This is a genomic window from Cytophagales bacterium (assembly GCA_033344775.1).
GTDB lineage: Bacteria > Bacteroidota > Bacteroidia > Cytophagales > Cyclobacteriaceae > JAWPMT01.
This window is the reverse complement of the sequence record JAWPMT010000007.1, coordinates 628,721-647,702: the sequence shown is the minus strand read 5'-3', so window position 1 is coordinate 647,702 and position 18,982 is coordinate 628,721. Positions and strand designations below refer to the sequence as shown.

18 protein-coding genes are annotated in these 18,982 nt (G+C 43.6%); 15 read left to right on the top strand and 3 right to left on the bottom strand.

Translation table 11 applies throughout. From position 1 onward, the window contains the following. Positions 1 to 63: 63 nt before the first annotated feature. The 12 genes from R8G66_34825 (at position 64) to R8G66_34770 (ending at position 14,237) form a co-directional block, all read left to right on the top strand. Positions 64 to 390 carry a helix-turn-helix transcriptional regulator gene (locus R8G66_34825; protein ID MDW3197593.1) on the top strand — a complete coding sequence of 109 codons (327 nt, stop codon included), beginning with the start codon at positions 64 to 66 and terminating at the stop codon, positions 388 to 390. Continuing rightward, on the top strand, positions 387 to 2,942 hold the full coding sequence (locus R8G66_34820) for an ABC transporter permease (GenBank protein ID MDW3197592.1): 2,556 nt from the start codon (positions 387 to 389) through the stop codon (positions 2,940 to 2,942). The genes R8G66_34825 and R8G66_34820 overlap by 4 nt, the downstream gene beginning before the upstream one ends. A gap of 15 nt (positions 2,943 to 2,957) precedes the next feature. Further along, positions 2,958 to 5,600, top strand: a complete 2,643-nt coding sequence (locus R8G66_34815) for an ABC transporter permease (GenBank protein MDW3197591.1) — start codon at positions 2,958 to 2,960, stop codon at positions 5,598 to 5,600. A gap of 107 nt (positions 5,601 to 5,707) precedes the next feature. Next, on the top strand, positions 5,708 to 6,373 hold the full coding sequence (locus tag R8G66_34810) for a hypothetical protein (GenBank protein ID MDW3197590.1): 666 nt from the start codon (positions 5,708 to 5,710) through the stop codon (positions 6,371 to 6,373). Positions 6,374 to 6,565: 192 nt separating this feature from the next. Next, the gene (gene ggt / locus R8G66_34805; GenBank protein ID MDW3197589.1) at positions 6,566 to 8,254 is read left to right on the top strand and encodes a gamma-glutamyltransferase; all 1,689 of its coding nucleotides are present in this window, start codon (positions 6,566 to 6,568) and stop codon (positions 8,252 to 8,254) included. An 87-nt stretch (positions 8,255 to 8,341) separates the two neighbouring features. Beyond that, entirely contained in the window at positions 8,342 to 8,827 is a 486-nt protein-coding gene (locus R8G66_34800) for a sigma-70 family RNA polymerase sigma factor (GenBank protein MDW3197588.1), read from the top strand. 2 nt (positions 8,828 to 8,829) lie between these two features. After that, positions 8,830 to 9,462, top strand: a complete 633-nt coding sequence (locus R8G66_34795; GenBank protein MDW3197587.1) for a hypothetical protein — start codon at positions 8,830 to 8,832, stop codon at positions 9,460 to 9,462. A gap of 85 nt (positions 9,463 to 9,547) precedes the next feature. Further along, positions 9,548 to 10,243 (top strand): glycosyltransferase family 2 protein, encoded by a 696-nt coding sequence (locus tag R8G66_34790; protein MDW3197586.1) that lies wholly within the window; start codon positions 9,548 to 9,550, stop codon positions 10,241 to 10,243. Positions 10,244 to 10,248: 5 nt separating this feature from the next. Next, complete coding sequence (locus tag R8G66_34785; protein MDW3197585.1) at positions 10,249 to 11,709, top strand: glycosyltransferase family 2 protein; 1,461 nt, start codon at positions 10,249 to 10,251, stop codon at positions 11,707 to 11,709. After that, positions 11,709 to 13,049: a hypothetical protein gene (locus R8G66_34780; protein ID MDW3197584.1), complete on the top strand. Its 1,341-nt coding sequence runs from the start codon at positions 11,709 to 11,711 to the stop codon at positions 13,047 to 13,049. Before R8G66_34785 ends, R8G66_34780 begins: the two co-directional genes overlap by 1 nt. Continuing rightward, a complete protein-coding gene (locus R8G66_34775; protein MDW3197583.1) occupies positions 13,036 to 13,545 on the top strand; it encodes a rhodanese-like domain-containing protein in 510 nt (169 codons plus the stop codon). The genes R8G66_34780 and R8G66_34775 overlap by 14 nt, the downstream gene beginning before the upstream one ends. 32 nt (positions 13,546 to 13,577) lie before the next feature. Next, on the top strand, positions 13,578 to 14,237 hold the full coding sequence (locus R8G66_34770) for a TIGR04282 family arsenosugar biosynthesis glycosyltransferase (GenBank protein MDW3197582.1): 660 nt from the start codon (positions 13,578 to 13,580) through the stop codon (positions 14,235 to 14,237). A 19-nt stretch (positions 14,238 to 14,256) separates the two neighbouring features. Here R8G66_34770 and R8G66_34765 read toward each other — a convergent pair whose 3' ends face one another. From R8G66_34765 to R8G66_34755, 3 genes are all read right to left on the bottom strand, one after another. After that, on the bottom strand, positions 14,257 to 15,513 hold the full coding sequence (locus R8G66_34765) for a POTRA domain-containing protein (GenBank protein ID MDW3197581.1): 1,257 nt from the start codon (positions 15,511 to 15,513) through the stop codon (positions 14,257 to 14,259). 10 nt (positions 15,514 to 15,523) lie between these two features. Beyond that, on the bottom strand, positions 15,524 to 16,408 hold the full coding sequence (locus R8G66_34760; protein MDW3197580.1) for a hypothetical protein: 885 nt from the start codon (positions 16,406 to 16,408) through the stop codon (positions 15,524 to 15,526). A gap of 99 nt (positions 16,409 to 16,507) precedes the next feature. Next, on the bottom strand, positions 16,508 to 17,188 hold the full coding sequence (locus R8G66_34755; protein MDW3197579.1) for a Crp/Fnr family transcriptional regulator: 681 nt from the start codon (positions 17,186 to 17,188) through the stop codon (positions 16,508 to 16,510). Positions 17,189 to 17,306: 118 nt separating this feature from the next. Between R8G66_34755 and R8G66_34750 the strand changes: the two genes are divergently transcribed. The 3 genes from R8G66_34750 to R8G66_34740 are packed head-to-tail and all read left to right on the top strand — an operon-like array spanning position 17,307 to position 18,932. Continuing rightward, the gene (locus tag R8G66_34750) at positions 17,307 to 17,855 is read left to right on the top strand and encodes a CopD family protein (GenBank protein ID MDW3197578.1); all 549 of its coding nucleotides are present in this window, start codon (positions 17,307 to 17,309) and stop codon (positions 17,853 to 17,855) included. Next, positions 17,852 to 18,499 carry an SCO family protein gene (locus R8G66_34745; GenBank protein MDW3197577.1) on the top strand — a complete coding sequence of 216 codons (648 nt, stop codon included), beginning with the start codon at positions 17,852 to 17,854 and terminating at the stop codon, positions 18,497 to 18,499. The genes R8G66_34750 and R8G66_34745 overlap by 4 nt, the downstream gene beginning before the upstream one ends. Next, positions 18,486 to 18,932 carry a cytochrome c gene (locus tag R8G66_34740; GenBank protein ID MDW3197576.1) on the top strand — a complete coding sequence of 149 codons (447 nt, stop codon included), beginning with the start codon at positions 18,486 to 18,488 and terminating at the stop codon, positions 18,930 to 18,932. Before R8G66_34745 ends, R8G66_34740 begins: the two co-directional genes overlap by 14 nt. Positions 18,933 to 18,982 lie beyond the last annotated feature (50 nt).

The following is an 18,982-nucleotide window of genomic DNA, read 5'->3' as shown; positions in this document are numbered from 1 at the left end:
CGAGCTTGAATGTCGCACTTCGACAGGCTCAGTGTGACATTTGAATCTTGAAAAAGAGAAACTATGAAGGGAACTAACCTTGGAGAACTGGAAGAATTGGTCATGCTGACCATAGCGATGTTGTATGACGATGCTTACGGCGTGGCCATTCAAAAGTCGATCAAAGAAAAATGCAACCGATCTATCTCTATTAGTACTGTCCATGCGGTATTGTACCGTCTGGATGAAAAAGGCTTTGTCACCTCTCGCTACGATGGGTCCAGCCCCGAGCGTGGTGGTAGACGAAAGCACCTGTTCCGGGTCACAGTAGCCGGACAAAAGGCATTAGAGCAAACCCGGTCCATTCGCAATGACATCTGGGATGCGATTCCAAAAGTTGCTTTTGAATGAGAGGTCCGGCTTTCATCGAATGGTTACTCGAACGTTTCTGTGATCCCCGATTGCTGGAAGGCATTCAGGGTGATCTGGAGGAAAAACTGCATGAAAATGCTGCCCGAAAAGGTCAATTCAGGGCAAAGTTGCTGTACTCCTTTCAGGCGCTTGGATTCATGCGTCTAAAATTTTTAAGAAAAAACTCAAAATCTAATCTTTACATGGTCAATCACTATTTCACCAGCGCTGTACGGTCAATGAAAAAACAGCGTGTATTCTCGGCGATCCACATTTTCGGACTCGCCACTTCCATGACACTCTGCTTACTCATGATCCTTTTTTACCTGGATCAGCAGGGCATGGACCGACACAATGAACATTACGAATCCAGCTACCGAATTCTTACCACCAACAACGAAAGAGACCGTGAGCGCAAGCTAGCTACCACGCCTTACGATATTGCTGAACGACTAGCAGGAAACTTCGATAACATCGAAGCAACTTCTCGCTATAAATCGGTAGCTTCTGACATTCGCTTATCCGACAAAACAATTGGTTTTTCAGGCCTGTACGCGGAACCTAATTTCTTCTCCTTTTTCGGCTATGAACTAAATTCAGGCAATCCTGCTTCGGCATTGAACAACCCAGGTTCAGTGGTACTCACACAAGAACTTTCGGAAAAACTATTCGGTCAGCAGGATCCGATTGGCCAACTCATTGAGATTGGTGACATGGGCTCTTTCCAAATTTCCGGGATCACCAAACCCTTAGAAGGGCGATCACACCTTTTGTTCGATGCGCTCATTTCCATATCTTCTGATCAGCCAGAAAAGGCCTGGACCGATAGAAGCGCTTATTACAACTATTTTAGGATGCCACAAGGAAACGAAAAGGCAATCAATAATTACCTGAGCTCTCTCCGGCCACTGCTTCCTTCAGAAATTCAGGGAACTCACAACTTTGAATTGCAAAAGATGAGCGACATCAATTTCGGCCCTCCGGTTCGATACGAATTGGGCTTTGTCACTCCAAACATCGTTTTGTGGTTCCTGGTCATTCTTGTGTCGGTCATCATGTTATCCGCCTGTTTCAATTACATTGGGCTTTCCATTGCTCAATCACTGAAACGTGCCAAAGAAATTGGCATTCGAAAAATCATGGGGGCCGGTAAAAAGACCGTAATCTTCCAGTTCCTGATTGAGGCACAGGTGACGGTACTTATCTCCTGGGTATTTGCCATTGCCTTACTGGCCATCGTGCTACCTATCTTCAATGACCTAAAGGTGCTAAGAGACATTCAGGGTCAGATTGACATCAGTGTTTGGAGCAATGCCTCATTACTGCTTTACTTCCTGGGTTTTGCCATTTTCATTGGGCTGATCGCTGGAGGGTATCCTTCCTGGTACGTTGGTAAAGTCGCATTCCAGCAGGCCTTGAAGAGAACAGGAAAGAAAGCACCTGGAATGGCATTGAGGAAATCACTGGTGCTGATCCAGTACATTGCTTCTGTCATCTTCATCATAACTGCCATTGTTGTTTCAAGGCAATCAACACATTTCTTTGAAATGGAATATGGTTTTGAAAAAGAGTCCTTGGCTAGCATTGAAATCAAAGACGCTCCTTATGAAGCACTCCGTAATGAACTATTGAAACAATCCAATATCACGAGTGTCAGCTTGTCCAGTAGTTTGCCTGCTCTTGAAGTAGTCCCAAGAACAGAGGTGAGTTTGACCGAAAACTCTGAACCTAAAAAGGTCTCTAATTTTGCAGTGAACGAAGACTTTCTGGACAATTTCAGCATCTCGCTCACCTTAGGCGAGAACTTCAGAAAAAGCAATAATTCAGATCAAAAACTGGCCATGATCAACGAAGCGATGGCCAAAGAGTTGGACATTTCCGAAGAACATCAACTACCTATGACTTTGAAATCGGAAAATGGTCCTATCAAAATCATTGGTGTTGTTGAGGACTTCAAATACCAGTTCTTATTCATTGAATCCGGTCCACTATTGTTGACGTATGAGCCTGAGTCATTCGAATACCTGAACATCAAATATGCGAATCTTGAAAATCATGAAGCAGAAGCCATCATAGAGGCCAGTTGGAGGGAATTTGACAAGATCCATCCTTTTGAAATTTCGCATTACGCGTATGAGATTGACGACATCTACGCAGAATTTGAGGATATCGCTAAAATCGTGGGACTGGTCGCTGCCTTAGCCATCATCATCGCCTGCATCGGTCAATTCGGAATGATATTACACCACGTCGAATTGAAAACCAAGGAAGTTGGCGTTAGAAAAGTATTGGGATCTGGGGTATCACAATTGGTGATGTTGCTGTCCAGAAGTTTCTATGGATTAATTGTGATCTCACTATTGATTGGAGGGCCGATCGCCTGGTTCATGAACAATGCATGGACTTCTAAACTTGGCTATTCGATCAATGTCGATTGGACCATCATGACCCTGGGAATATTGCTAGTCATTGTACTTGCGTCAGTTTCTATTTTGTGGTTAACAGTCAAGGCCGCGAACACGAATCCGGTAAAAACCTTGAGATACGAATAATCACTCTGATAAATCGTGACCAAAGAGCCGATCACATATCGTCCTCCACAACGAATTACAAATCTTCTAGGGAAGTTTTGTAAACCTCAATTATTCGAAGGGATAGCTGGGGACCTACATGAGCAATTCCTGGAAGATGCAAGTCAAAAAGGTAAAACCATTGCTCAAATAAGATACTACCTGAAGGCATTCGGCTTTTTTCGAATGCTCTTCAAACAAAGAAAAAAGTCAAACTCAAACCTTGAAGCCATGTTGAAAAATTACCTGACGATCACGTATCGCAATCTGGCCAAACATCCTTTCTATTCCTTCATCAACACCATCGGATTAGCGATCGGAATGTCCGCAGGATTCATGATCCTACAATATGTCTACTTTGAACTGTCCTATGATAATTTCTTCGAAAACAAGGAAAATATCTATCGGGTGCAGACCAATCGGTACAACAAAGGAGAATTATCCACGCAATGGGCAGCCGGAATGGCTGGTGGAGGTTATCATCTAAAGAATGATATACCAGAAGTGCTGGATTATGTACAAATGACACAAAGTAGTGCACAAATCTCACAAGGAGATGATTACTTCGATGTAGAAGACCCATACTATGCCAGCGCTAATTTCTTTCAGGTATTTTCTGTGCCGTTGTTAAGAGGGGTAGATAGTGTTGTACTCAAAGAGCCATTCACTGTCGTATTAAGCGAAACTTTGTCCAAAAAAATGTTTGGCAATGAAGACCCTGTGGGTCAACGCATCACAATGAATGACTCCAGAGACTTTGAAGTAACGGGTGTATTTCAAGACCTGCCTGAGCGTTCTCACATGAAATTTGACCTGCTCTATTCTTTTAAATCCTTTGTTCAATTCACAAGTGAACGCTCTCGCTCCGCCTGGAATTGGGATGGCTTTCTGAATTATGTGGTTCTTAGGGAGGGCACCAAACCCGAAAATATGGTTTCCAAGATCAATGATGTGGTGGAAGCACGTCAGGGTGAACAATTGCGAGAAGATGCTGCCTGGATAGAACTGGTACTCCAACCACTCGAAAAAATTCACCTGACCTCTAATTACCGAATGGAGATCAAGCCCACTGGCGATGAAACAACAACCTACTTCCTACTGATCATCGGTTTGTTCGTGCTTTTCATTGCCTGGATCAATTATATCAACCTGACCACTGCCCGGTCCATTAATCGCGCCAAAGAAGTGGGTATCCGAAAAGTGATGGGAAGCCAACGAAAGCAATTGATCGGTCAATTTTTGTTTGAAAGTTTGTCAATCAATTTCATGGCCTTTTTGTTAGCGGCCATCTTTATCGTAATCAGTTTTCCATTCTTCAATGATTTTATTGGAAGAAGCATAGCTTACACATGGCCAGATGCTCCTTACTTCTGGCTCGGTTCACTCGGAGTTTTCGTGTTGGGTATCATTTTATCCGGATTCTACCCAGCCTGGGTATTGGCGGGCTTTCAGCCAGTGACGGTACTCAAAGGCAAATTCTCAGGAAGTGACAAAGGCAATTTGCTACGAAAAGGGTTAGTGACATTTCAGTTTTTATCGTCTATTGTGCTGATCACGGGCACTTTTGTGGTCTATAAGCAAATGAATTTCTTACAGTCGCAGGAGCTTGGGATCACTATAGATCAAACCATGGTACTACGAACTCCAAGCTTCTCAAGTGACTCCATTTACGACATCAAAAACAATATTTTCATAGATGATCTTAGAAGTCAATCTATTGTAAGAAACACCGCTACTTCCAGTGCCATTCCCGGTCGTACTCCAGGATGGAACGCCGGCGGTATCCGGTTGATCCAGCAAAGTGATGCTGACGCTAATCAATACAGGGTCATTGGGGCAGATGATCAATTCATCGACTACTATGGCATTGAGCTAGTTGCTGGCAGAAAATTCAGCAGTCAATTTGGCACAGAAGAAAACAATGTGATCGTCAATGAAGCGGCCATGAAAAGGATAGGCTTCCTCGATCCTGATTCCCTGATGCGCGAAAAATTATTCTTCTGGGGGGATACATTCAACATCGTTGGTGTGGTCAGGGACTACCGTCAGGAGTCTCCCAAACAAGCCTATGATGCCCTTATTTTCCGTTATTTTGAATCTCCTGGGGGGTTCTACTCTATTCGGATCAATACCGGCAACATGCAATCTGCTGTCCAAACCGTGCAGGCATCCTGGGAAAGGGCATTCAACAACAAGCCTTTCGACTTCTTTTTCCTGGATGATTTTTACAATGAGCAGTATAATACTGAGGTCAAGTTCGGATCCATTTTTAGCTTATTCTCAGGCCTGGCCATTCTGGTTGCGGCACTGGGTTTATTCGGTTTGTCCTCTTTTATCACCGCTATGCGAACCAAAGAGATTGGTGTTAGAAAAGTGCTGGGGGCAAGCATTCAAAACTTGTGGATCTTGCTAACTACCAATTTCCTGAAACTAGTAGGCTTGGCCATTTTACTCTCCTTACCACTCAGCTATTGGTTGCTCAATAGTTGGTTGGAGGATTTTGCCAATCGTATTTCTCTTAGCTGGTGGCTATTTGCTATTCCGGCAATCAGTTTGATTGTCGTTGCTGCACTTACAGTTTCCTATCATACGATCAAGACTGCCTTTCTAAATCCTGCCACTACATTAAAGGACGAATAAGACTTGCAGATTAATCATCAAAAAAGGGATGCGCTTTGTATCCCTTTTTCATTTTTGAACCTCGGGAGATCATCATCCGTTTGTACCTTACAACAAAAGTGGAAACTTTGAAAAACAACCAACCTTTCAATTACCTGTTAGTTGCGTTTTCTATTTTACTGTGGTCCTGTGAAGTAGAAACAGAAACCGAGGAGCCTGTCAAAGAAATAACTCAGATTCCTGCTGTAGAACGACCTAAACCCAAAAGGATCGATCCGGCAAAATTTACGTCCTATCTCGAAAGAAAGTACATGCCACAAGCCAAGCTATTCGGTGTGTTTTTTCAGGACCGCATGCAATTTCATATTGTGGATGAACCGGACCTGACCTTGTATAAACAAGATGTAAATGAGTTGACGTTCTACCACATTGATGAAGAACTGTGCAAAAAGAAATTCATCATGGGCGGAGACATTTCCGAAAGCCTGATCTACACATTGGGTAATTTCAAAATGAAGCCACTTGATTCTGTCACTACAGCCATTGCAAAAGCTGGTCCAATCATCATAAGACAAGAAGGCAGACGGTATTTGAACAGTGCCTTTCGCAACTTTGAACTAAAATGGGAAAAGGAAGGTCGCCTCATTCGCTATCTGGCTGAATCTGATTCATTGGGTATGATGAGCTACACTTATTCTGAAGAAGATCCCGATTATAAGTTCATGCTCAAAGCCCTGAAATACGGCATTAAAATTCAGGAAGAAGAGGCTGAAATCATGGAGGAGGTGCTTTAGGCAATACAATTGGCGGCCGAGTTGGATCTATCAATTTATGAGTAGTGCTTGGTCGCAAATGCTTACCCGCCTTGCCAAGACGGGCGACCACATCTTATTCCCCTTTTGCAATGCCCGCTTCATTCCACTGATCAAACATTCGTTGATCGTCCTCTGTTTTTCTACTAGTTTGTGGCTCCTAAATCATACCTCATGAAGAAGTTTTTCCTTTTCATGGCCATCCTGGCCTTCATCAACCTTTCTTTCGCTCAGGATCGAATTACTGGCGAGTTGTTTTCTACTCGTTCAGAAGTCATTGCCCAGCATGGCATGGTTGCCACCAGTCATCCGTTGGCAACTCAGATCGGGCTGGATATCTTAAAAAAAGGTGGTAATGCCATCGATGCCGCAATTGCAGCAAATGCAGCGCTCGGTTTGATGGAACCTACTGGGTGTGGGATCGGCGGAGACTTATTTGCCATCGTATGGGACGCAAAAACCCAGAAACTCTATGGACTGAATGCCAGTGGTCGTTCTCCCCAAAGCCTGACATTAAAAAACTTTGAGAAAATGGGATTATCGAAGATTCCTTCTTACGGTCCCATGCCAGTTAGCGTTCCCGGTGCTGTTGATGGCTGGTTTGAGCTGCACGGCAAGTTTGGCTCTATGAAAATGGATGAAATACTGGCACCCGCCATTTATTACGCAGAAGAAGGATTCCCCTTGACCGAATTGATCGCCTGGTACATCAACTTGACCGTTCCTAGATTTATGGCGGCCGGATATCCGAACATCGAGGACAATTACATGCGAAATGGTAAAGTCCCACAGGAAGGAGAAATCTTCAAAAATCCATACCTGGCCAATACTTATCGGCAAATTGCAGAAGGAGGTAGAGATGCTTTCTATAAAGGTGACATAGCCAAAACCATTGGAACGTTTATCAAAGAACAAGGAGGTTATCTAAGCTACGATGACCTGGCTTCTCACAAGTCCGAATGGGTAGAACCTGTATCAATTAACTACCGCGGTTATGATGTTTGGGAACTCCCACCAAACGGACAGGGAATTGCCGCCTTACAAATGCTGACCATTCTCGAAGGTTATGATTTTTCAAACATTGAATTTGGCAGTGCAGAACATTTGCACATTTTCACGGAAGCCAAAAAGCTGGCGTTTGAGGATCGCGCAAAATACTATGCAGACATGGACTTCTTTGATGTGCCATTGGAAGAATTATTATCAGAAACTTATGCAGCAGAAAGACGAAAGCTGATCGGAGATCGTGCTGGGAAATACGAAGCTGGCGAAATTAGCGCTGGCGAAACGATCTACATGACCGTTGCTGATAAAGAAGGAACGATGGTATCCCTGATCCAAAGTAATTACCGTGGTATGGGTTCGGGAATGGCCCCTCCCAAATTGGGTTTCATGCTTCAAAATCGTGGTGAGCTTTTTAGCCTGAAAAAAGGACAGGCCAACACCTATGAACCCGGAAAACGACCTTTCCATACCATCATTCCTGCTTTCATTACCAAAGATGGAAAGCCTTGGGTAAGCTTTGGCGTCATGGGTGGGGACTTCCAACCTCAGGGACATTCTCAGATCGTCATGAATCTGGTAGACTTTGGCATGAACCTTCAGGAAGCCGGAGACGCTCCTCGCTGGGACCATACGGGCCAAACATCGCCTACTGGCCAGGTAGAAACCGGCAGAGGTCGGATCCGCATCGAATCGGGCATTGACTATAAGACCATCCGCGGCCTGATGGATCGTGGGCATGCCGTCGGATTTGGCCGTGGCATATACGGTGGCTATCAGGCGATCATGTGGGACGATGAGAACAAAGTGTATCGTGGCGCCTCAGAAAGCCGAAAAGATGGACAGGCCGCAGGATATTAAGACCCAGAAATATTTTTTCAACCTTCTTGTCATATTTTTCAATCACTGGTAACCAAGGGGATATCATGATGAAAAATATACTGACACATGGCAGTTCAGTTTGAACAGATCATTGAGGATAACAAAAGCAGTATTCTCAGAATCTGTAAGATCTATGCTGTTTCTCCAAATGAGCCGGAAGACCTGTTTCAGGAAGTGATCTATCAGATCTGGCGTTCTTTGGACAAATTCCAGGGCAATTCCAGCGTCGGGACCTGGGTCTATCGCATCGCCTTGAACGTATGCATCCGATCCAAGATGAAACAATCTAAAGATGCCGAAAAAGTTAGCTTAAATGCTGTGAGCTTTTCACTAGCCGCGGAAACAGACACATCTGACGATGAGAAATATCGACTACTCAAGCAATGCATTTCCCAACTCAACGAAGCAGATCAATCTTTGATCATCCTCTATTTGGAAGCGCTTCCATATGCTGAAATGGCTGCCGTATTGGGAATCACCGAAAATCATGTAGCGGTGAAAATGAAAAGAATTAGAAAAAAACTATTCGATTGTATGACCCAAATGAATTGACCATGCAAGAAGAAGAATTGAAAAGAATCTGGAACACATCCGCAGACCAAAACATGGTCAAAATCAACATCAAAGAATTGATCAGAGACATGAAAAGTACCATGGATAAATTCGACAATAAAATCCGAAAACGAGACATCACCGAAATTTTCGGAGCCCTGGGTGCAATTTTCTTTTTCGCTTATATCGGTTATGAATTTCCGTTCCCATCAAGCAAAGTGGCCTCTATTATTGGAATTGCCTGGGGAATTTATGTTATCTATCGACTTAAAAGCGCTCAAAAAAGCAAAAAACCTGATGATTTCACCCAGACGATTGAGGAACAGCTGGAGGAACACAAAAAGCATTTACAAGGTCAAAAAAAGCTGCTGAGTACGGTATGGTACTGGTATGTCCTTCCACCGTTTCTCTCCAATGCCATCCTTTTCATTGGAATGGGAGACCCTGGCGAATACGATTGGACGCCAACCATTTTCAGTCCTCCGTATTCTATTGGCCAACTTTTACTTATACTTGGTTTTTTGGTCCTGATCTATGGATATATCATTTGGTTGAACTTAAAAGCTGTTCGAGTCAATATCCAACCAGCGATTCAGGAAGTAGAACAGATGCAACGGCAGATGAGCGAAAACTGATCACTCGTTGAGTTTGTCTTACTTCGGACGTTGAGCAAGGGTAAAATAGTTCTAGATTTGCGCCTTCAAATCATCGTCAGTCCCTTTGTCCGGTTCCCCAGATATCAGAGTAGTTATTCCTGCATTCAATGAGCAAAATGCCGTTGGACTTGTCATTGAAGAAATTCCAAAAGACCTGGTATCTGAGGTCATTGTCGTTGACAATGGCAGCACTGACAACACGTTTCAAGTGGCTAAGGATAAAGGTGCAACCGCGCTTTCCGAAACAAGACGCGGGTATGGACAAGCATGCCTGAAAGGGTTAGAACATATCCACCAAAGCAGTACACATCCCGACATTGTGGTGTTTATCGATGGAGATCACTCCGACTACCCGGAAGAAATGACGAAATTGGTGGAACCAATCATCGGCGAAAATGTTGATATGGTGATTGGTTCCCGAGCACTTGGCCAAAAAGAAAGAGGGGCGATGACGCCTCAACAAGTTTTTGGTAACTGGCTGGCCACTACCTTGATGCGATGGTTTTACGGCACTAATTATACGGACCTTGGCCCCTTCCGCGCGATCAAATATGAAAGTTTGGTAGCCATGGGAATGAAAGACACGAATTATGGCTGGACTGTAGAAATGCAGCTCAAGGCGGCCAAGCAAAAAATGAAGACTGTGGATATTCCAGTGAATTACCGCGTAAGGATCGGAAAATCGAAAGTTTCGGGTACTGTTAAAGGAACAGTCATGGCAGGATATAAGATAATTACCACGATTTTTAAATATTTGTAGCAGCAATGGAGTGGTTGATCATCGTTGGTTACGGATTTTCATTACTGGTGATTTGCATCTTCAGTCTGGGGCAATTCAATCTGGCCTGGCATTATCGCAAGCATCAGAAGCAGCTGAATAATAGTGCGGATGCTTCCTTGGAAGAATTTCCGCATGTTACTGTGCAGCTGCCGATCTATAATGAAAAATACGTCATTGAGCGGCTGATCGATGCGGTTGCTGCGTTTGATTATCCAAAAGACAAACTGGAAATCCAGATACTGGATGATTCCAATGATGAGACAATTGAAATTGTCGCTAAAAAGGTAGCCGCTTATCAGGCTCAAGGAATTGACATTCAGCAAGTTCAAAGACCAGAAAGAAAAGGATTCAAAGCCGGTGCCTTACAATATGGCATGGAGCATGCGAAAGGTGAATTCATTGCTATTTTCGATGCAGACTTCCTGCCTCCTAAAGATTTTTTAAAATCTACACTCACCTCATTTAATGACCCTAAAGTAGGTATGGTACAAACCCGTTGGGGACATTTAAATCAGGATTATAGCCTATTGACTCGAGTCCAGGCCTTCGGATTGAATGCACACTTTACCATTGAGCAAAAGGGACGGCTTAATGCCGGAAGCTTCATCAACTTCAATGGAACAGGTGGCGTATGGAGAAAAACCTGCATCATCGACGCAGGTGGATGGCATCACGACACGCTGACCGAAGATCTGGACCTAAGTTACCGGGCTCAGCTAAAAGACTGGAAATTTGATTATCTGGAAGACGTTTTGTCTCCGGCAGAATTACCTGTATTGATGCCTGCGGTAAAATCCCAACAATACCGATGGAATAAAGGGGCCGCAGAAACGGCCAGAAAAAATCTGGGTAAAATCTGGCGTTCCAATCTTGACTTTTCTCATAAAGTCAGAGGAGCCATGCATTTGCTCAATAGTTCCGTATTCCTTTTCCTACTTACTGCTGCGGTGCTATCTATTCCAATGTTGTATGTCAAAGAGTCTAATCCAACTTTGGGATTACTGTTTGACCTGGGAAGCATTTTTATTGTCGGTTTTATTGGCATGAGTATCTTCTATTGGTTCTCATCCAAAGCCACAAACCCTAACTATACGTTAAGATATTTCGCAGGACACTTCCCGATGTTCCTCTCCTATTCCATGGGATTGGCACTACATAACTCCATTGCGATCGCAGAAGGTTGGATGGGAATCAAGACGCCATTCATCCGAACACCCAAGTTCAATGTGATGAAAAAAGGAGATTCCTGGAAAGGCAATGTATATCTAAAACATACGATCACGCCAATCACTTTATGTGAAGGTTTATTGGCACTTTATTTCGTGTTTGGGATCGTCTCCGCCTTTGTGCTGGGTGACTTTGGACTGTTGTTTTTCCACTTGATGTTGGCGATCGGATTTGGATACATCTTCTTCATCTCACTGAAGCCCATTCAATCTGCGTAATGGAAGCGCTGCCTTCTGGTACGCGGCCTGCAAAAACTGCCGAATACACGTTCCTGTTCATCTTATTGTCCAGTATTGCCTTCTTGGGCCTGGCGATAGCCCGATATGAAACGGCCACCTTACTGACCATCTACGGTGTAGCTTTCTTTACGTATGTCTGGATTGTGCGCCTCACTAATATTTCGTGGAAAGTGCTTTTTGTCAGCGGATTTTTGATCCGAATTGCTTTGATGTGGTCGCTTCCTAATCTATCGGATGATTTTTACCGCTTCATTTGGGACGGCACCTTACTGAAGCATGGTATCAATCCATTTGGCGTATTGCCTGACGAAGCAATAAAGCTCGATGTTCCAGGCATTGATCAAGCATTTTATACGCAATTAAACTCCCCTAATTATTTTACGATATATCCTCCGCTCAATCAGGCCATTTTCTGGCTAAGTGCGCAAATAGGTGGACCGGGTAATTGGTTGCTATCTGTCAATGTGATGCGATTGTTCCTGATCGGTTCAGACATTGGGACGTTTTTTCTACTTAAATCACTGCTACATCAGCACGAAAAGTCCATCAAAAATGCTTTTTGGTTTTTCCTCAATCCATTGGTCATTCTGGAATTCACTGGAAACCTGCATTTTGAAGGTCTGGTCATTTTCTTTCTGATCCTGGGGGTTCACCAATACGACCGTTCAAAAACCTTGGGTCAGGGCTTTGGGTTTGCCGGAGCCATTTCAGCGAAACTGGTCCCATTGATCTTTCTGCCTGCGGTCCTCATGAAACAATGGCCGAAAAAGGGTATACTGGTTTGTTTCCTGGCTGTTTTCATCGCACTAATCACTTTCATTCCCATGATCGGTAGTGCATTGGTATCAGGCATGAGTTCCAGCATTGGGCTCTATTTCCAAAGCTTCGAATTCAATGCCAGCATCTACTTCATCATCAGAGAGATCGGCTTTATGATCGTAGGATGGAACATGATCCAGCAGATAGGCCCCTGGTTGGGGATCACCACATTTATATTGATCATGACATGGGTTTTTGTTGGCTCCCGCTTTAAAAAGGACTTACCAATGATCTTGATGGGTTCTTTGGTCATTTATCTGCTCCTCAGCACTACTGTGCATCCATGGTACGTCCTGCCCTTAATTCCACTCGGTATTCTCTCAGGGTTTTATTTTCCAGTTGTTTGGAGTCTGATGATCTTCTTAACTTACATAGGTTATGCCACGGAGGATTTCCACTTGCCCATGCATTGGATTATCCTGGAATACCTCACGGTCATCAGTGTCATGAGTTGGGAGTTTGTGCAACATTCAAAAAAAGCCAAAAATGAAAACCAATAGTCCATGGATTCGTATCCTGCCATTAGCAATCATGGTAGCGATGGTACATGTTTCATGTGGCCAAAAGGCTTTTGAAAAAGAGCTAAAACGACTGTACAAGGAAACCGTACCCCTGGTAAAAAGCGAAGAGTTGACTAATTCGGATCTAGAGGAATATTACATATTAGACATTCGTTCTCCTGAAGAATATGAGATCAGTCATTTACCTGAATCTCGTATGCTCAACTTCGAAACGTTTAGCCCCGATCAAGTCATTGATATTCCAAAAGATGCCAAAGTGCTGGTATATTGCTCGGTAGGTTACCGCAGCGAACGTGCCGGTGAACAACTTCAGGAAGCCGGCTATCAAAATGTTCAAAACCTTTACGGGGGTATTTTCGATTGGAAAAATAAAGGGAAGGAAGTGGTTAATCCCGCCAATGTTCCAACGGATAGTGTGCACACCTACAATCTACTTTGGTCGAGGTGGTTGCAAAATGGAATCAAAGTATATTAATGCCGTGCGAAAAGCACGAAATAAATAAGAAGATGCAGAAGAATTATTTGATGGTATTTGTAAAGAATTTATTGCCAGGGACGGTCAAAACCCGTATTGCCAAAGACATTGGCATGGATGCGGCCCTGGAAGTTTACAAAGAACTATTGAACTACACGGCGGAAGTCGTGGACAAGATTGAAGACGAGAAAATAGACAAAGGCATATACTACAATCAGTACGTCGAATTGTACGACGACTGGGACAGTGAAAAATATCAAAAACACGTTCAGGAGGGAAACACACTCGGTGAGAAGATGCTGAATGCCTTCACTGGAGCAATAGAAAGAGGTTATTCCAAAGTCGTTATTATCGGAAGTGACACGCTGGAAATCGAACCTGAGCACATCAAACAAGCCTATGAAGCACTCGATAAGCACGATGTGGTTTTCGGACCTGCTGAAGATGGCGGCTATTATCTATTGGGACTGAACAACATCTTCCCTGCCCTTTTTGAAGACAAGGAATACAGCCATGAGCACGTACTCAATGAAGCTCTGGATGAAGTTGAGAAATGGGGTATGTCTTTCCATATGCTTGACAAACTGCACGATGTAGATACCATGGAAGACCTGAAAAGAGCAGGTTATGAAGTGATCTACGAAGAGGATGACGATCTTGGCGAAGCTGGCGGAGAAGAGGATTTCGTGTAGCTAAAAACTCATTGGGCAGTTAAAAATACTGCCCCACCCCTATCACAAATCCTGCACTGTTTTTTCTGAGGACATTAATCCCATAGTCAATTCGAAGTACAGCATTGAAAATCTCTTTATGAATGATCCGCACACCTGCACCGGCAAACCATTCAAAATGGGTGGCATCGGACAGGTCAGACAGCTCACCTCCTGGTAATCGCCACGTACCCCAATCTGAGAATGCTACTGCCTGCGTCGCAATTTTATTCCAATTGGTCAGGGTATGTCGATATTCATTATTCATGATGATCATGGCCGTTCCACGATCCACGCGATTGCCAACGCCCCGAATATTTACATAGCTGTCCAACACAAAAGGGGCGAACGGGCTATCGCGATTGGTCGCAAGCCCAAGCCTTAAACGATTCGCAAAATTGCCATACTTACCTTGCCTCCAATACGCCTGAAAATCATGAAAGACGATGTAGAAGGCAGGATCACCATCGTAAGAAAGGACTGCCTCCGCATTCGTGGTGTTACTGATACCGGACAAATACCAAAAATGATAATCCAGATCTCGCGCTCGATAGATCAGCTTGAATAATTGCTTGTGTGTCTTTGCACGTTGTGGCGCTCCTTCAATCGTATTCAGATCAACACGGTTATATTCTTCTGAAAAGTATGAGGTGTTGAATTCCAGTGATTTCCTGAAATTGAAATGATACAGCCCACTTACGCCGTATGTGAAGTTGTCATAATCATAGGTTGCAGTGCCTCCATCAAAGAAAAGCGGCTCCACTGTACTCCACTTCACATAATTAAATTGAGCTCCCCATTTAGATTGACGGATACGATCCAGCGTCAATGAAAGCGCAATAGAACTGCGATCGTAGTACTGGTAGTAACCGAGGAGCTTATTTCCGCGACCAGCCAGGTTCACTTCTGTGGCCCCAATCAGGAACCAAAAATTATCCCTTACGCCCCCAAAATTGAACAATGGTAATAAGGTCCGGACTTCAAAACACTGAAAGGTGACCTCTGCACCTTCCGGAGTAAAAGTCACCTCATATTTGGCGTTCGATAAGATTTCCAGATTGACCAGCCTTTGTCGATTGGCTTCTAACTGAACCGAATCCAGCAAATCACCGGGCTTCAGATCAATGAATTGCTGTAAATGATCAGGTTTTGTTTTTTCAACACCAGCAATTTTGATAGAAGATATCCTGTCTTGTCCAACAGCAACCCATCCCAGCAATACATACAAAAACGCAAGAAATGCCCTGTTTTTACTCACAGGGTTAAAGTTACTGATTGACCAATCGGATGCCAAAATTGAAAGTCTGGCCAGCACCTCCTCCAGCGCTTCCTAACCAAAAGTTGGTGTACAAGAATTCCAATTCAATTTTATTGGGTATCAACTGATACTTGGTTCCGACACCCGATTGAACGAAATAGGAGAAAAAGCCTTCTCCCGATTGATTTGCATCATTATAGTGGGTAGGAAAGTATTCGGTCATTCCGTAAATGGTCCACTTAGAGTTCGGAAAGTAACTGGCAAACACGCTGGATTGTGTTTGTAAGTAATTATTCTGTCTGAAGGAATCACCGACAATGTTGTACCAGAACGCTTGCTGGAAAAACAACTGGAATTGAGAATTCAACGGTAAGTCATAGAAGAATTGTGTCAACCACAATTGACGATCATTAGCGAAGAAGAAAAAAGGTCGATCAGAGGAAGGGTCTCTGTTTTCCAGGTCATCTCCGCCTGAAAACAAATAGGACGTCTGTATCGATAATCGACTCAATTGCTTGAAAGGAGCAATTTTAATTTTTGGGCCGAACAATGAAACTCCGGTTTGCGTCTCTCGGTCTCCATTAAAAGGTAATGAGGTATGATTCACCCAAACGTCAAAGCCCACATTGATCTGAGAATTCACTCCATAGAGAAACTGATTGATCGATGTGAAGAAAATCTGAGGATCTCCTGCATCAATTTTTTCTGTCCCACCATCAGGGCCAAAACTCTTGGTCTGGCGGTACAGGTTTTGAAACGTTTTGAATTCCCAATCACCCTGACCAAACAAGATGGAAGGGGTATAATTCTGGAGGTTTTGCGCAAAACCAGGGAGTGCCCAGAATACAACAAGAACCAGAATAATTTTTTTGAATGCGCGATCTGCGTTTGACATACTTTGAGATTTTAAGCGGCACGAGGCCAGCATTTACACTATCAAAGAAACACAGTTCAATCCCAGGAAGTGCCTACTCAATTGTCCAAGTAAGGACAATCAGACGAGTTTCTCCATGTCTCGGATCAGGATCTTTCTTCGATCAAAGTTGATGATGTTGCTGTCACGAAGCTCATTAAGAATGGTCGTAACCGTTTGTCGGGAAGTACCGGTCAAACTTGCAATGTCTTTATGTGTAAAGTGGTTTTTGATCATCGTTTCGAAACCGACCTTTTGTCCACGCTCTTCAGCCATTTCTCGCAAAAAGTCTACAATTCTGGTTCGAGCATCTTTGAATACCAGTGACTCAATTTTACGCTCCATCTTTTTCAGACGGAAACCGATGATTTTAAGGATCTTGAAACTCAAGGTCTGATTATCCTTCATCAGGTCTTGCATGTCTTGAGTAGTCATGGGACAAACACGTGTCTCATCATCCATCGCAACAGCAAAATCTTCCCGTTTGCTCTCACCAGTCAGTGCTAACTCTCCGAACAATTCACCTTTTGCCAAAATCGCCTTGACGATCTCCTTTCCATCGGAAGTGAAGGTTCCCACTTTTACCCTTCCATTAGAGATCATGTAGACTTTTTCGGAAGGCTCATCCGGAAAATAGATGTATTCGTCTTTTTTAAACACATTGGGCTGGTGCTTGTCCTCCATACCAGGAGTCTTGGTTGGGCACAGTACTTCAAACAGATCCGTGTCTTCAAAGTACCAGATATTAGACTTGTCGTTCATTCTCCGAGATAGATTCGCAACTAAGATATCAAAAAACTTGTGACGGCCGTGTTTCAGGCTGAACTTTGGCCACAGTTGCATTTGCAACATAAGTCACTCAAAAAAAAATTCCATTCACATGGATTATCTCTCGCTAAAAGCACTGCATATCATCTTCGTTGTAACATGGTTTGCAGGACTTTTCTACATCGTCAGGCTGTTTATTTACCAGACAGAAGCTTTGGCAAAACAGGAACCTGATCGGAGTATTTTACACGATCAGCTTTCCAAAATGGCACGGCTTCTATGGTTCGTTATTGCCTGGCCTTCTGCGATTATAACACTTATTTTCGGAGTAAGCCTACTTGTTGCGCAACCTCAATGGCTAAAAATGCCTTTCATGCACATCAAACTAACGTTTGTACTGGTACTGTATCTTTATCATTTAGGTTGCCACAGGGTCTACAAACAATTACAAAATGGCATCGCAAAATACTCCTCGACACAGCTGAGAGTATGGAATGAAATTGCCACGATCATTCTTGTTGCTGTCGTGTTTCTGATCGTGAAAAAAGATCAGATTAGTTGGGTTTGGGGCACATTGGGTATAATTTCGTTTGCGATTATTCTTATGGCTGCCGTAAGAATTTACAAGAAAATAAGAGAAGGAAAGGCGTCCAATTCATGAAGCGAATTTTACAATCAGCAATCCTCCTGGTGATCCTTATTGCCTGCGGGGAAGTCAAACAAAAATATGAACTGCCAATCATCGGAAGAAGTGAGGTGGTCGAACGGGACGTGGATGGAAAAACCATCTATGATACGGTCTATCATACCATCGATGATTTCAGATTCGTCAATCAGGATTCTGCGATTGTGACCAATGCCACTTTTGAAGATAAGGTTTATGTAACTGATTTCTTTTTCACCTCCTGCCCTACGATCTGCCCGATCATGAAGCAGCAAATGCTAAGAATTCATGAAGCGTACAAAGACAATCCACAAGTTGCGCTGTTGAGTCATACCATCGACCCAAAATATGATACGGTAGCGCTTTTAAAGGACTTTTCTGAAAAACTGGGTGTGAGCAGCGATAAATGGCATTTTGTTACTGGAGATCAGGACAAAATTTATGATATCGGAGAGAAAAGTTATTTGTCAGTGATGGCCGAGGAAGAAGGCGCTCCCGGAGGCTATATTCATAGTGGCGCCATCATTCTGGTCGACAAAGAACGCAGGATTCGTTCCGTGATGGACGGTACTGTTCCAGAGCAAGTAGATGTGATGATCGCAGATATCCAACGGTTATTAGATGAGTATGATGCGAAATAAGTTTCTTTTACTTTTTTGCATCATCCTTGGCGCTTGTGCCAGTCCTGCTGGTGAGCAACAAGGAATGGACCGAGAAACCAAGCTTAAGTTCGATCAGTACATGGTCAACGGCGCCAAAGTTTATCAAACCTATTGTGCCAATTGCCACCAATCTGAGGGTGAAGGACTGGCTCAACTCTATCCACCTTTGGCAAAATCAGATTATCTATTGGCAAACATCCCGAGGGCTGCTTGCATTGTAAAAAATGGTCAATTCAAAGAGATCGTGGTAAATGGAGTCACCTTCAATCAAATGATGCCGGCTGTACCCGCTCTCACCAATCTTGAAATCGCTGAAGTGATCACTTACATTTCCAATTCATGGGGCAATGAAGGAGGCTTCCATTCTGTGAAAGAGGTAGATAAGTGGCTTACGGAGTGCGAGGAGGAGTAAAAATCCCCCGGTCCTGCCTCGTCCGTCAGGCGGGCTTCGACCACCCCCTT

Excerpts from the sequence above, each read along its gene's own strand:
- R8G66_34825 (MDW3197593.1), top strand. The coding sequence starts at position 64 with ATGAAGGGAACTAACCTTGGAGAACTGGAAGAATTGGTCATGCTGACC.
- R8G66_34820 (MDW3197592.1), top strand. The coding sequence starts at position 387 with ATGAGAGGTCCGGCTTTCATCGAATGGTTACTCGAACGTTTCTGTGAT.
- ggt (MDW3197589.1), top strand. The coding sequence starts at position 6,566 with ATGAAGAAGTTTTTCCTTTTCATGGCCATCCTGGCCTTCATCAACCTT.
- R8G66_34800 (MDW3197588.1), top strand. The coding sequence starts at position 8,342 with ATGGCAGTTCAGTTTGAACAGATCATTGAGGATAACAAAAGCAGTATT.
- R8G66_34795 (MDW3197587.1), top strand. The coding sequence starts at position 8,830 with ATGCAAGAAGAAGAATTGAAAAGAATCTGGAACACATCCGCAGACCAA.
- R8G66_34785 (MDW3197585.1), top strand. The coding sequence starts at position 10,249 with ATGGAGTGGTTGATCATCGTTGGTTACGGATTTTCATTACTGGTGATT.
- R8G66_34780 (MDW3197584.1), top strand. The coding sequence starts at position 11,709 with ATGGAAGCGCTGCCTTCTGGTACGCGGCCTGCAAAAACTGCCGAATAC.
- R8G66_34775 (MDW3197583.1), top strand. The coding sequence starts at position 13,036 with ATGAAAACCAATAGTCCATGGATTCGTATCCTGCCATTAGCAATCATG.
- R8G66_34770 (MDW3197582.1), top strand. The coding sequence starts at position 13,578 with ATGCAGAAGAATTATTTGATGGTATTTGTAAAGAATTTATTGCCAGGG.
- R8G66_34760 (MDW3197580.1), bottom strand. The coding sequence starts at position 16,408 with ATGTCAAACGCAGATCGCGCATTCAAAAAAATTATTCTGGTTCTTGTT.
- R8G66_34755 (MDW3197579.1), bottom strand. The coding sequence starts at position 17,188 with ATGAACGACAAGTCTAATATCTGGTACTTTGAAGACACGGATCTGTTT.
- R8G66_34750 (MDW3197578.1), top strand. The coding sequence starts at position 17,307 with ATGGATTATCTCTCGCTAAAAGCACTGCATATCATCTTCGTTGTAACA.
- R8G66_34745 (MDW3197577.1), top strand. The coding sequence starts at position 17,852 with ATGAAGCGAATTTTACAATCAGCAATCCTCCTGGTGATCCTTATTGCC.
- R8G66_34740 (MDW3197576.1), top strand. The coding sequence starts at position 18,486 with ATGATGCGAAATAAGTTTCTTTTACTTTTTTGCATCATCCTTGGCGCT.